This is a genomic window from Cohnella caldifontis (genome assembly GCF_029360585.1).
GTDB lineage: Bacteria > Bacillota > Bacilli > Paenibacillales > Paenibacillaceae > Cohnella > Cohnella caldifontis.
This window is the reverse complement of record NZ_JAQZSJ010000008.1, coordinates 162,625-175,477: the sequence shown is the minus strand read 5'-3', so window position 1 is coordinate 175,477 and position 12,853 is coordinate 162,625. Positions and strand designations below refer to the sequence as shown.

20 protein-coding genes are annotated in these 12,853 nt (G+C 55.7%); all 20 read right to left on the bottom strand.

Annotated elements, in window-relative coordinates; all coding sequences use genetic code 11:
- Positions 1-23 precede the first annotated feature (23 nt).
- Positions 24-554 (bottom strand): GNAT family N-acetyltransferase, encoded by a 531-nt coding sequence (locus PTZ19_RS13730; protein WP_276355366.1) that lies wholly within the window; start codon positions 552-554, stop codon positions 24-26.
- Between the two features lie 16 nt (positions 555-570).
- A complete protein-coding gene (locus tag PTZ19_RS13725; RefSeq protein WP_276355363.1) occupies positions 571-1,191 on the bottom strand; it encodes a VC0807 family protein in 621 nt (206 codons plus the stop codon).
- A gap of 81 nt (positions 1,192-1,272) precedes the next feature.
- Positions 1,273-1,860, bottom strand: a complete 588-nt coding sequence (locus tag PTZ19_RS13720; protein WP_276355361.1) for a TetR/AcrR family transcriptional regulator — start codon at positions 1,858-1,860, stop codon at positions 1,273-1,275.
- Positions 1,861-2,103: 243 nt separating this feature from the next.
- Positions 2,104-2,406, bottom strand: a complete 303-nt coding sequence (locus PTZ19_RS13715; protein ID WP_276355358.1) for a hypothetical protein — start codon at positions 2,404-2,406, stop codon at positions 2,104-2,106.
- 572 nt (positions 2,407-2,978) lie between these two features.
- Complete coding sequence (locus PTZ19_RS13710) at positions 2,979-3,551, bottom strand: dihydrofolate reductase family protein (RefSeq protein ID WP_276355355.1); 573 nt, start codon at positions 3,549-3,551, stop codon at positions 2,979-2,981.
- 189 nt (positions 3,552-3,740) lie between these two features.
- Positions 3,741-4,172, bottom strand: coding sequence for an aminoglycoside 6'-N-acetyltransferase (gene aac(6'), locus PTZ19_RS13705; RefSeq protein WP_276355449.1), 432 nt, complete (start codon positions 4,170-4,172; stop codon positions 3,741-3,743).
- A 22-nt stretch (positions 4,173-4,194) separates the two neighbouring features.
- Positions 4,195-5,058 (bottom strand): ornithine carbamoyltransferase, encoded by an 864-nt coding sequence (locus PTZ19_RS13700; protein ID WP_276355351.1) that lies wholly within the window; start codon positions 5,056-5,058, stop codon positions 4,195-4,197.
- 2 nt (positions 5,059-5,060) lie between these two features.
- The gene (locus tag PTZ19_RS13695) at positions 5,061-5,540 is read right to left on the bottom strand and encodes a DinB family protein (RefSeq protein WP_276355349.1); all 480 of its coding nucleotides are present in this window, start codon (positions 5,538-5,540) and stop codon (positions 5,061-5,063) included.
- A gap of 27 nt (positions 5,541-5,567) precedes the next feature.
- Positions 5,568-5,954 carry a tautomerase family protein gene (locus PTZ19_RS13690; RefSeq protein WP_276355346.1) on the bottom strand — a complete coding sequence of 129 codons (387 nt, stop codon included), beginning with the start codon at positions 5,952-5,954 and terminating at the stop codon, positions 5,568-5,570.
- A 14-nt stretch (positions 5,955-5,968) separates the two neighbouring features.
- Positions 5,969-6,460 (bottom strand): cysteine hydrolase family protein, encoded by a 492-nt coding sequence (locus PTZ19_RS13685; protein WP_276355343.1) that lies wholly within the window; start codon positions 6,458-6,460, stop codon positions 5,969-5,971.
- A gap of 125 nt (positions 6,461-6,585) precedes the next feature.
- Positions 6,586-7,095 carry a hypothetical protein gene (locus tag PTZ19_RS13680; protein WP_276355340.1) on the bottom strand — a complete coding sequence of 170 codons (510 nt, stop codon included), beginning with the start codon at positions 7,093-7,095 and terminating at the stop codon, positions 6,586-6,588.
- Positions 7,096-7,113: 18 nt separating this feature from the next.
- Positions 7,114-7,512, bottom strand: coding sequence for an RDD family protein (locus tag PTZ19_RS13675; RefSeq protein ID WP_276355337.1), 399 nt, complete (start codon positions 7,510-7,512; stop codon positions 7,114-7,116).
- Positions 7,513-7,540: 28 nt separating this feature from the next.
- A complete protein-coding gene (locus PTZ19_RS13670) occupies positions 7,541-7,999 on the bottom strand; it encodes an NUDIX domain-containing protein (RefSeq protein WP_276355334.1) in 459 nt (152 codons plus the stop codon).
- A gap of 24 nt (positions 8,000-8,023) precedes the next feature.
- Positions 8,024-8,518, bottom strand: a complete 495-nt coding sequence (locus tag PTZ19_RS13665) for a GNAT family N-acetyltransferase (protein WP_276355332.1) — start codon at positions 8,516-8,518, stop codon at positions 8,024-8,026.
- Between the two features lie 31 nt (positions 8,519-8,549).
- Entirely contained in the window at positions 8,550-8,918 is a 369-nt protein-coding gene (locus tag PTZ19_RS13660; protein WP_276355447.1) for a nuclear transport factor 2 family protein, read from the bottom strand.
- A gap of 43 nt (positions 8,919-8,961) precedes the next feature.
- Positions 8,962-9,150, bottom strand: coding sequence for a hypothetical protein (locus tag PTZ19_RS13655; RefSeq protein ID WP_276355330.1), 189 nt, complete (start codon positions 9,148-9,150; stop codon positions 8,962-8,964).
- A 188-nt stretch (positions 9,151-9,338) separates the two neighbouring features.
- Positions 9,339-9,989, bottom strand: coding sequence for a ThuA domain-containing protein (locus tag PTZ19_RS13650; RefSeq protein ID WP_276355327.1), 651 nt, complete (start codon positions 9,987-9,989; stop codon positions 9,339-9,341).
- Between the two features lie 32 nt (positions 9,990-10,021).
- Positions 10,022-10,474 carry a VOC family protein gene (locus PTZ19_RS13645; protein WP_276355325.1) on the bottom strand — a complete coding sequence of 151 codons (453 nt, stop codon included), beginning with the start codon at positions 10,472-10,474 and terminating at the stop codon, positions 10,022-10,024.
- A gap of 104 nt (positions 10,475-10,578) precedes the next feature.
- Positions 10,579-11,724 (bottom strand): phosphodiester glycosidase family protein, encoded by a 1,146-nt coding sequence (locus PTZ19_RS13640; RefSeq protein ID WP_276355322.1) that lies wholly within the window; start codon positions 11,722-11,724, stop codon positions 10,579-10,581.
- 217 nt (positions 11,725-11,941) lie between these two features.
- Positions 11,942-12,850 (bottom strand): N-acetylglucosamine kinase, encoded by a 909-nt coding sequence (locus PTZ19_RS13635; protein WP_276355319.1) that lies wholly within the window; start codon positions 12,848-12,850, stop codon positions 11,942-11,944.
- Positions 12,851-12,853: the final 3 nt, after the last annotated feature.

Here is a 12,853-nt window from a genome sequence, read left to right as displayed (position 1 = left end):
AAACAAGCCCTTCCGATATCCCATCAGGTATCGGAAGGGCTTGTTTCTTCGTGCAACAATTTTTCGTAACAGAAGTAGGGGTGCTTCCGCATCGGGTAGCGGGTTTCCCCGACCCGGCCATAGCCGGCCCGTTCGTACATCCCGATGGCGCCCGGGTTGGCCGCGTACACCTCCAGCCGGATGCTCGTGCCGCCGGACGCGCGGATCCGATCTTCGCCGAACCTGAGCAGCCGGCCGCCAAGGCCCTGCCCTTGCCGTTCGGGGTGAACGGCCAGCCGATGGATGGACCAAGCTTCGTCTTTCCGGCCCGTCCAAGGATACGAGGCTGTCGCTTCCCGAATGTCCTTGTCCATCGCGATCGCCCCGACGACCCGCCCTTGGTCCACGATGCCGTAGACCGTTCCTTTCCGGATGTCGCCGCCGATCGTAAACCGGTTCGGGTAAATCCAGCGGTCCCACTGATCGTTGCCCTGGCGCTTCAGGACGGCCGTTACCGCCCGGTACAGCGCGATCAGGCTTTTGCGGTGTTCTTTGCCCAGAGGAATGATCTCCATAGACGGTCTCCTCTCATTAAGCCGCAGCTTGCGCCTGCAGTTTCAACTGCGCGAGTTTGGCGGAGGAGCGGCGGCGGTAAGCGAGCGTCCATAGGATCGCCGCGCCGATGAAGCCGTACAGCACGAAGTTGGACAGCGCCAAATAATGCGCGGTGGACAGCGAATACACCATCGTGACCCGCACCGCCGCTTCGGCCGTCAGCATGATCCCCCAGACGAACGACATCAGCCGCATGACGAACCGGAAGTAAGGATAGTTCCAGTTGGCTGCGAAATCGCCTTTGGAGATGAACCGGACCGCCAGATGGAACATCAGCGGCTTGCCGAACGGCAAGGAGCCGAGAAACAGGATGCCGACCGCCGCCGTCACGAGGGATTCCCGGATCAGCAGCATTTTCTCATTGCCGCCTAAGAGCACCAAGAGCAGCGTCAGCACGAACGTGAACAGCATCAGACCTCCGAAAGCGTCCAGTCTGCGATGCTTGGCCAAATGAACGAGATTGTCGGCCAGCGGGACGAGCGTCGCGATCGTCAGCGCCGCGAGAGAGCTCATGTAGTCTTGCAACCAGACGTACAGCAGCCAAGGGACGACTCCGTTCACCAGCAAAGTAAAGATCACATAGTTGCGTTTGGACATGGGGGATGATTCCTTTCTCCGGTTGGAATTTATGTAAGAGGCAAGAGCATCTTGACGGCTGCCTCTCCTTAAGGTTGATGATTACTGCAAGGCTTTCGCCATGAACCCGATGATCTCTTCCAGCTTCATGCCGGAGGAATCCTGCCGCACCGTGTTTTTGACGCGGATGCCGTACATGAACGTCACGAGCATGTCCGCGACTCGGTGCTTGTCCAAGTCTGCGGGGATCACGCCGTGGTGTTGGCCGACTTCGATCCACTTGACGCTGGTCTGCACCATGTAGTCATACACTTCCCGCATCGTAGCGGCCACCGTCGGGTTGTCCATCTGGGTGAGAAGGTACAGGAAAATTTGATTGGTCACGTCCTCGTGGCTCGTGTTCTTCATCATGCCCTCCGCGATCATTTGCAGCGGATTGCGGATGCCTTGGGTCTGCGGAGAGCTGACGGCTTCCGTAAACCGCCGGTGAACCTGCTCGATTCGCGATTTCATGACGAGGCCGAGAAGCTCGTCCTTGCTCGACACGTAGTGGTAGATCGCTCCTTTGGACAGGCCCGATTCCCGGATGATGTCCTGCAGCGTCGTCTGGCGGCAGCCTTTCTGCTGGATGAGCGCCTCTGCCGTATCCAAAATGAGCTGGAAGCTGGATTTGCCTGCCGGCGGGGTCATCTCGCTTCACTCCCTTCTTTCCTTTGTGCCGACCGACCGTCGGTTTGTCGATGTCTATATTCTACAGACCGACCGTCGGTCTGTCAACAGGGCACGAACATTTTTTTGAAATAGCGGGAAACCCGAACTCAGCCGATGGGCACCGCTTGGATCACCAATCTGGAGACCAGTCGTTATCCTCTATGTGAGCTCGGGATTACTTTCCCGTGTCGGCCCTGTCAATCGGGTTCCTTCCCCAGCCTCTTAATCCCGCAGCTTAAATCCGCAATCCGAACAATACGCGTCGCTGACGCGAACCCGGTTGCCGCAGCCCGGACAAGTTTCCGTCAGATCCTCCGATTCCGGGTCGGCCGATTCCCCGCCAGTCGCCGGACGAGCGGAAAGGTCGCCATTCAGGTTCACATTGTATAAACGCTCTTTGAGTTCCCGAACTTCCCGGGTTAAATCGGATTGATCGACGGCCGACCGTATGACGGCGTGCAGGATGAAGAAAAAGACGGCCATCAGGATCAGCCAAATCACGAATCCTACCCCGAAACCACCCATTCCGCGTTCCCCTTTCTCCCCGCATAGGTCGATCATAGCATGCTTGGATCGGAGAACACATCCCCACTTCATGACGCGAAGCCCGGCAGTTGAAAAAATGTCGAGCACCGTATCGCCTTCCGGCGTGCGGATGACGGCAATCTCGACCGACCCCCCTTTACGCGCAAACGGTGAAGCTCCAAAATCCGGGCAGGAGTCACTCCCCCCCACCGATTCTCGTGGAACACGAGGTGAACCTGAGCCTGAACCTGAACCTAACGGACGCCACGGCCGCTATTTGACCCAATATCGTCATTCTCCAAACGTAACGGACAGCAAAGCCCTTATCGGCAAAGAGTCGCGGCTTAACAGGGGGGTTATCCCTAAATAAGCGCGTCTGTGTCCATTAGAACGCGAAAGGTCAAGAAATCGGCCTCCATAGCGGCCGCTGTGTCCGTTAGACCGATTGACTTTCAGTTTCCCGGACGAATGCAGGCGAATGGGACAGGGGCAGGAGCAGAAAAAAAATCGCCCTTCGGATTCACCGGCCGCCCAGGCCGCGTTTTCCGAAGAGCGACTTCCTTATCCCCGAATCAGTCCGCCAAGTGGTAGATCAAGCCCGCCACGCCCGATTGGAACGTCCGGTTGGCTACCAGCTTCAGCTTGATGCGATCCGTCAAATTGTCGAACAGCGCCAGGCCGTCGCCCAGGACCACCGGGTTCACGTTGATCCGGTACTCATCCACCAACCCGAGCCGGATGACGCTTTGCGCGAACCTCGGGCTGCCGAGGATCACGATGTCTCCGCCCGGCTGCGATTTGATTCGTTTAATTTCTTCGCCGATGTTATCTTTCACGAGAATGGAGTTGTTCCAAGCCGCGTTCTCCAGCGTGGTGGAGAATACGTATTTGGTCGCTTTGTCGATCCACTCGGCGTGCTCCTTGTCATAATCCGACGCGTCCGGGTTCCCGGGCACCGAGGTCCAATATTGCTGCATGCCCAGATACGTTCCCCGTCCCCACATGACCGTGTCCACCGTCTTCAGCGTCTCCCTGGAGTATTGGCCGATTTCGTCATCGAACGCGATCCAGTTGATGTCCCAATCGTGGACACCCTGCACGAAGCCGTCCAGCGATACGTGCATGTACAAAATCACTTTTCTCATGATTCATTCTCCTTTACATCGGATTTTCGGCGTCGTTTTGCTTCACATCCATAATATACTCCATTAGGAATATTCCTGTCAAGGAATATTTTGAACTTTTTTGCACCTGCCCCGATCAAACGGTCCCCCTTGCAAAATAAAACGGCCGATCCCCCGCTTCGAGCAAGAGATCGGCCGAACCGCCGGGCTTCATAGATCCTTGATAAAATGGATCAATCGTCCCGCTTCCTTGAATCCTACGGAAAGGTGGAAATCATAGCTCGTCCGGTTATCGAGATAGATGTCCGACCCGATTTGCTTGCAGCCCATCGACCGGACCCATTGCTCCCCTTGGTCGACCAACTTCCTCGAGATCCCTTTCCTCCGAAAATCGGGCTTCACGTAAATTCCCTCGACGAACCCGGTCGGGCTCGAATCGGAGCCCTCCACATAGTCCGTACGGATAGCCAGGTGTATGAATGCGACATAGCGGTCCTGAGCGGCGAACAGCAGAACCTTATGACGATCCGAACGCAGCAAATCGGCATAGGTCTGCCTAAGGTCATCCTCACCCGCTTCCGGCCATAAATCCAAGGCCAGCTCCACCAGATCCTCCAAATGCTCTTCCCGGGCTTCGACGATGGTTTCCGTTTCGATCCCCTCCTTAGGCTTCTAAATCAAGACACCCAGCCAAAATCGCCTGCTGGACGTACAGTAAGTTCTTCTTAAACCCATAGCCGACGAAATGCTCCGACTCCATCGCATCTTCGCTTACTTCTTGGCCTCGGAAGAAGGGCGGGCATGGATTCAACAGCGCGCCTGGGTTGGCCCATTTCATTCTTTCCAACGTGATTGGGTACTTGGAGACATACTCGTCGTGTAAATAGAGGGGCGGCAACGAATCGGTCAAAATGACGTCGCTTCCCGTTAACGCTTCTTCCAAGTCGGACGCGAATCGGTAATGCGGACCGTCGTCCGCGAGCCGATTGCCGGGCGCGCACACATGCTTGAATTTCAAATGCATGACGCTTGCCAATTGCATCCACGATCTCGAAATATTGCCGGCAGGCCCTGCGAAGACGTAAGTTAACTCGCGATAGTCCTTCCTGATTTCGGCTATGGAAAACAAGTCGGACAGCACTTCGCAAGGATGGTTCTCCGAGGTCATCGCGTTGACGACCGGAACCGTACCGTGCCGGGCGAGCTCTTTCAGCTTGGATAAGCTTGGATGCCGGATCACGCAAGCGTCTGCCCAGTTGCCGGCGTAGCCCATCACATCCTCCGGCGCTTCTTCCTTATCCAGCGTCTCCGGAGGAAAGAGAACGCACGCTCCTCCTAAATCCCGGATTCCTTTCTCGAAAGAAATCCGTGTCCGCAGACTGGAATCGGGAAAGAACAACAAGAACGTTTTGCCGGCGAATAAACGGTGAGGCGGATCGGCTTTCATTCGCCTTGAGCGATCGAAGATCCCCAGAACCTGCTTTTCCGAAAGTTCGGTCAGGTCGATCAGATGCAGGAATGGCGGCATGCTTACTTCCTCAAATAAGCAATGTAATCCGTCTGGACGCCGGTGTGACCCAATGCCCTCAAAATGGTCGAGACGTTGCCCCGATGGTAAGTCCCATGGTTTACCACGTGCCGCGCGATCTCGGAGATCGAATTCCGGAATTCGTCCCCCTTCGTGTTCCGATAGATCACGGGTTGTTCCATATCGTCAACCGACGATAGGATTTGGCGAATCCGGGACTGAATCCGATGCATCGAACGCTCGGCTTCCTCCACGTTCGCGAACGGCTTGGAGGCGAGGGACGAGGGACTGCTGCCCTCTAGCCGGGTCAGCCAAACCTCATCCGCGGCTGCGATGTGGCCGATCACGTCGGCAACGGATTTGAAGCCCAGATTCACTTCCCGGTGAAATACGTCCTCCGGCAATGTTTTCAGATGACCCAATATCCTTCCGTTCGCCCAAATATTATAGTCGTACAATTCAACGATATCGTCGCGGTTCATTTCCATCACTCCTCGTCGTTGGCGTTTTTATACCTCTACTTTATAATTCAGCGATAATTCGTCGCCCGGCAATCCCCGAATCCCCCAATTGTGTTTCGGCGTCTCGAAAACGGTGATTTCGATATCGCGGGGAGGGATTCCAAGCGCGGAAATCCTCTCGAATATGAGGCGGATCAGCTGCTTTTTGGCTTCCGTTGACCGGCCTTCGAACATGCTGATTTCGATGATCGTGTACTTCCCGGAACGGTCGGAAGGAAAGAGGAAGTCCTCCGGCTCGAAAAAGAAAAACCGATGGAACCTCTTTTCCGGGGGCAGCTGGAGCGCATCGACCAGACAAGAGTGAAGGACATCCGAAAATGAGGCCTGAATCGGTTTTAAAGCCTCACTCGTTCCGAAAATTTTGACCTGCGCCATAACCGGCCTCCTGATTAACGGTTGACTAAATATTCGATGGCGGGATACGAGATCAGGTTTCGTTCCCTGGAAGTCGAAACGACCGACTCCGGATTGGAACTGAGAATTCCGTTTTGCAGGATGACCGTTTTGAAGCCCCGTTCTCTCGCCCCGTTATAGGTAAAGAGGACGCAATGCTGCGCTTCGAGGCCCGAAATGACCACCAACTCAACGTCATGGCTCCGCAAGAGGGACTCCAGCTCGGTTTTCCAAAACGCGTTGGAATACTCTTTCGTTACTTTCAAATCCTGCTCCCGGATCTGAACCTCCGGAATAAAACCGAATTTCTCTTTATTCGACTCCTCCATGCCTTCGACGTCTTGAATATGCACGACGACATGGTCTTTCGACCGAAGCAGGTCGGACACGTAGTTGATGTATTCGCAGGCGTTCGCTACGGCTTTCTCTTCGATTCGGCCTTGAATATGTACGGTTTGCATATCGATGATCAAGAACGCGATTTTCATGGCGGCCGTTCCTCCTGCAACCGACGAGAGCCGGCCTTAGATCGCTCTGTCTTGGCCGGCTCCTATATCGTCTGAGCTTCTTTCCTGATTATACATCGGGCGGCCCGGGGCCGTAACCCTGAAGTTCACTCGGAACGGCTCAAGAGATTGCGGACTCTCCGCATAAAATCGTTCCAGTCCGAAGAGAAGCCGATATTGGCTCCCCAACCGTTCTCTCTCAGCTTTGCTCTTAACCGTTCGAAGCTCTTCCTATCGTCTTCGTTTAACGTCAAGTCATGCGTCGCTTTGTTTTCGGCGAAGGCATACAGGTATTGATGCAATTCCCACAATGATGCACGGTCGGATTCCGTTAAAGTCCCCGTATACTGCGCTGCCTCATAGGTGATCCCGATCGCATCCATGACGTCTTGAATGTCGTGGATGATTTGTCCCGCGGAATCCCAATGGTGTTGCTGTTGATACGATATCTCCATCTCGAGTTGTACGAGCCCGTGTTGTATCGATCTGGAAACGGTCGGGTTCACCATTTCGATTTGATCTTTTAATCTCACGATGGAATAAGTTTGATAAACAGCCAGTGCGCACAGTGCGAGAATCGAAAGGCCAAGCGAGATCCGCTTGCCCTGCCCTTTCATATCGGCCGCCTCAATGGGTCATGAATCATAAACGACTTCCGTTCCGGCAATGAAATCATGAATGGATCGTTTATCCTCTCTAAGCCCCACCATGAATGCACTTACGATGACGCCGATACCAAAGGTAAAAACGTATACCAATCCCGCAACCAAGTGGCGTAATAGCATGGTTCCAATGCCCGGCGCGGAATGATCATGCACTTTTCTGATTTTGATTCCGCAGATCCGTTTCCCGATCGTATACCCGTCCCAAAAAACGGGCAGCAGCATCGAATACAAAGCGAATGGAATATTCCGGATATATTCTTCGTTGCTGCCACCGCCCGCAACGATCGTGGCAATGATGGCTAAAGGAATCCCCACGATGATGCTATCCAAGAGCAGCGCTCCCAGCCTGATCCAAAATCCCGCTTCCATGGGTCGGCTCACCTTCCTTCCCGAAATCTTAATTGATATCTCCCAAATAAACGTTCATTCGGATTTCTTCCGCGATGATTTTCCCTAACGTCTTGGGATAAAGCCGGATTCGATGGAGCTCGTCAATATCGATCCATTCCACGGCGACCTGGTTGGCGTCCGGATTCGTTCCGTCGGTGATTGTAGCATGAGGGTCCCGCAAATGGCAGCGGAAATAAAATTCGACCTGGTGGACATCGGCGTCCCATTGCGCGAATTCATGGTTTTTCCCTATGTACTCGCGGATGTGGATCAAGTCCACGACTTGGATTTCGGCCCCGACTTCCTCCATGCATTCGCGGGCCAGCGCCTCGGTCAACGTTTCTCCGGGTTCCTGGCCGCCCCCGGGGAACAAATGGAAAAATCCGAAATCATCCCGGTTTTTCGTGAGCAAAACTTTGCGATCCTGAACGATGACGGCTTTACAAGAATTTCGAACGGGTTTCATGGGATCTCCTTTGCGGATCGAGCTTTATGATGAAGTCCGCTTCCGATCGCATAAAACGACGGAGGTTTCGATTTGCCTTTCCGGCACATTCCAATACTTCTGCAATAATCTAACCTTCTCGTCGGGCGACACAAGAGAAAAGCCGTTCTTCAAATAAAATCGGATGGCCCAATCCGCCGATTCCCACGTTCCGATCAAGATGGGTTTCTCCGTTGATGCCGTCAAATGGGACAGAAGCCGGGTACCGATTCCGCTTTTCCGCTGGTTGGTTCGTACGTAGGCATGCCTGATCAGGGAAACGTCTCCCTTATCTTGGATCCCCATAACTCCCGATAATGTACCGTTTTCTTCATAACCCCAAAATACGACGCCGTCGTCGATTTCATGATTCAGTTCTTCCATGGACATATACGGTTCATGATACCTGTCGCCAGGGATGACGCCTTTATAGGCTTGTGCCGCATCGTTGATGATCAGATAGATTTCTTCCACGTCCATACGATTGCATAATCTAATCATGAGAACAGAATACCTCCGTTTGATGATTTCCTTAACTATAATCTTCGATCAGGATGAGTTTCCCCTCTTTCATTCGAAACACCGATTTTCCTTGAAGTTTGATGGTTTCTCCGGCTTTCAGCCCGTTAGGCAAGTCCGTTGCCAATGTTCCTTCATAATCAACCTCGATTTCTGCCTGATCGTCATGGAGCGTAATCCGCTTCATCGTCTGACGCCTGTGCGAAAAAATCACCGCCGATCGTTCAGCCAATGCACGAAATCGATCCATGCCCTTTATTTCCGTATCCAACACGCCGCCGGAAAAGTTTCGGAATTCGATATTTTCATGCAACAGTTTCGTCATCCCGTCAACATCGAAAGCGTTGTACGCATGGATGTAGTTCCGAATCAGCGTTTCCATGTCGTTCAACGGGCATTCCCCTCTCCCTTGTTTTCTCCTTTCACTACAACCGCCGATTCCGCTTCTCGTCCAAATAGATGTCCAAAGCCTGAATCGCCAGCGAGGCCAGCTTAATGAACATATACAGGCTGTAAACGCCAAGCAGAAGAAGCAGTCCGTACAAGATCATGACGAATGCGGAGAACCATTGAGAAGCCGAAATGATCGCGGCGGTCGACGATTCCATTGACATTCCCGACACTTCCTTCCGGATCATATAGCCGAGCCCGACGAGAAGATTTTACCATATTTATCCGAAACCTGGTCGATGTTTCACGCCGTTAACGGTTTGCCTCCTTAACCGAAGCAGATATGCAAAGGAGCCTCCTCTCCCGAGGAAGCCCCCACCTTATCCTATCAAAATGACCCGCTTCGCAACCGTTAGGCCCCGCAGCACCAACGAACCGCCTGGCCGAGGAGGCGCAGGAACGCGGGATCGGTCAGTCCTTCCCGCCGATGCGCCGGCGTCAGGCAGCAGACCCGGCCCGACCCGTACCCGTGGCGCCAGCCGGCGATGGACTGTCCGTCGACGGACTCCGATCGCAGAAACACTTCGGTCTCCTCCGTCTTACACTCCACGAAATAGTGCTCGTCGAGCACCTCGAATTCCGCCGGATCGGCGAAGCCTCGCCCGGGCTCCGGAACGTACCGGACCGGCCGGTTCTCGGCCGGATGGTGCAGGAAGCGGCCTTTCGTCATGGCGACGTAGGACCCCGACGGCTCATAGCCCGCCAGGCCGGAGTGCCAGGCCAGCCAACCGCCGCCTCCCTCTACGTACCGGGATATCGCTGCTCCCGTCTCGTCGGTCATCCATCGGGCGTTCTCGTCTTCCTGCGGCGCGACCCGATCTTCCTTGAATAGGACCACCGCGTCCGGCGCCTCTTCCAACGCCTCGATTAACCGAGTCGCTTCGATAAAGCGAAGGCTGACGTCTCCGGCTCCCGCCCAGGTGAGCAGCGCCTGCTGGAGCGCCCCGCCCGCGTCTTCCGGCCGATGATAAAAATCCCCCACCACCGCGAAAATCCGTTTCACGTCGCTTCGTCTCCTTTACATGTTGACGTTAATCAGTCGTTTTCCAGCAGCTCGACCAGAACCTTCAGATCCTTGAAGGTGTCCATGTAAGCGTAACGGCCGCCCGTGTATTCGCCCTTCTGGAGCAGCGGCATTCCGTTCCGCTCGAGTAAGGTGATTTTCTCTTTCATCCCTTTGATGACGAAAGCGATATGATGGACGCCTTCCCCGTCGCGGTCCAGCGATTCCCGCCACGTGCTGGGCTCGCGGTCCGGCTCGATCAACTCCAGCTGCAGCGAACCCATATCGAAAAACGCCAGCTTCGCCCGGGCTTCCGAACGGCTGCCGCGGTACTCGGTCAACGCCTTGTCGGCGGGATCGGTCCAAGACCACTTCGGCTTCTCCACCCCGAAAAAGTCGGCGTACGTTTGAGACGTTTTTTCGATGTCATGCACCAGAATTCCGATTTGCGCGATCGCGCGGGTGCCCAGCAGGTCGGTCGACATGGCGGATCTCTCCCTTACATTGGTTAGTGTACGCGCGTACATCCGTACGCTCCTATCCTACTCAGGGAACGCCCAGCCGTCAATCGAAAAAACGAAACCCCGGCTTACCATTTACCGGGGTCGATGTCCGAAGGCTTCAAGCCCGCCCAAATATTCGGAACCTGCACGGAAGAAGGGTCGTCGAAAACGAGGAAAGCGGTCGGCAAATACCGTTCTCCATGCGCGGACGAAGGCTTGTTGACGACTTCGCCGTCCCCGTTCACCAGTACGGTCGAGGAACCGCCGTCCAGGTTGGCGGCGATCACCGCTCCATGCTCGAGCAAAATCTCCTGCGCGTCGTACAAGGTCGCGCCGATGCTGTAGCCCGGCTGGCGCCCGTCGATCAGCAGGAACATCACCGTGCCGTCCTCTTTCTGCGCCATGACGGATCGCGGCGCGATTCCCCAGCCTTCGCCGCGGTTCTTGATCAATCCTTTGCCGTTGACGATAATACGCGGCGAGAAGGTGACGCCCTCCGAAATGCCGAGGTCCATCAGCTCTTTCAGCGTATAGCGGCCGGCGACCATTTTGCCGTTCCTGTCGAGCCCGACGATTTGCGTGCTCTTGTTGCTGCCGAGCCCGTCGTAATACACTTGCCCCTGGCAAATGACGACGCCGATCGGTTGGAAACCGTTGCCCTTCCAGTTCGGGTCGGCGAAACCGCCGGCATTGACTCCGTAGAGGGCGCCCGTCCGTTTGACCATGCTGCTGACTTTCTCGCCGCGCCCGCGTTTCTGGGGAACGACGAGGCGGATTTTTTTCGGGTCCCGGACGGACAGCAAATAGCCGTGGTATCCTTTGCCGCTCACTTCCTCCACTGAAGTCAGCGGCAAATCGGCCTTCACCGGACCCGATTGTTCCGTGACGACGATCCGATGCGTGTCCCTCTCTTCGCCCATTTGATCGAATCGGGATTGATAGGCCGCCACGCGTTCCCTTAAGTTTTTCTCGCCGATGATATATTTCGCCCATTCCCGGTGTTGCGTCGTGATAATCGTATCGGCGACCATGTCGCGGAACGTCTTGCCGGAGGGGGTTAAATAAAACCATCCCGCGAAAAGTACGCAGGCGAGCACACCCGTCCAAAACAATCGGCGAACGAACCGCAAAAAGCCGGATTTGCGGCGCTTGCGCGCGTTTCTCGGCGGCAAAGGCGGGGAACTTCTCTTTCTGGCCGGGGCGCTGCGGGTCTGAGCGGTGGATGTCGGCATCGGGGCACGCTCCCTTATGATCGCGATTCTCCCTATATACGATGGCGACCCTCAACTTGTTGCGGAAGAATTCGGCTTTTCGTCAAAGGTTCCGGCGTTCCGACGGAATTTCCCAGGAAATACGCAAAACCGACTGCGGCGGTACGTCCGAACAAGAAAACCGCCCTGCGTGAGGGCGGTTCGAGCGATTCTTGTTACGCAATCGGCTGCGGCGGAATTAAAGTCGGCTTAACGCCATTAAGGCGGCGCCCGCCGAAGCGTCCCGTTTCGGTAAGATGCATTCCATTTTCGAGTATCGGACCGCCAGTTTCGCCTGAAACGCTTCCCGCACGTAGCGGTTCTTCAGCAGCACGCTTCCGGTCATCGCCATCGTTCCTTGCTGGAGGGAAAGCTTCTCCGCTGCCGGGACGACCAGCTCGACCAGCGACTCCGCGCTTCGTTCCGCGATGCGAAGGGCGGCCGGATCTCCACGATCGCACGCCGCGGACAAGATCGGGGCCAGCGCCGCGATCTCCTTCTTGTTCCGATTCCGGTCATACACGAAGCCGATGAGCTGCCCCACCGTCTCGATCCGGAGCTGGTCGAACACTAGTCCGGTGATCACCGTCTCCGGCTCCCGACCGTCATGAGCGCGAACGACAGCGGCCAGAAGGTCCCGCCCGATGCTGTACCCGCTGCCTTCGTCATCGATCAGATGACCGAAGCCGCCGGATCGATGGGACAAGCCCGATTCGTTCTTCCCGTAGCAAATGGACCCCGTTCCGGCGATGACGATCAACCCGATGTCCCGCTCCAAAGCGCCGTACAGCGCCGTCTCATGATCGCCTACGATCGTAAGGCCGCCCGAATAGCCGCATGCCCGAATCGCATCGGTCATCCGGGCCGGCACCGTCGGATTGCTCACGCCCGCAGCCCCGATTCCGACGTGCCCGCAGCCGTCCAAACCGCCGCACACCCGGGCCAGCTCGGCGAAAATCTCCCGAAACGTCCCGCGGATGCTGTCCTCGTCCAGCCCGTTGTAGTTGATGGCGCCGGAGTCGAACCGAAACACGGTCCGTCCTTCCCCGTCCACAACCGTGACGGCGGTTTTCGTGCCTCCCCCGTCCAATCCGGCTGCGTATCTCATGTT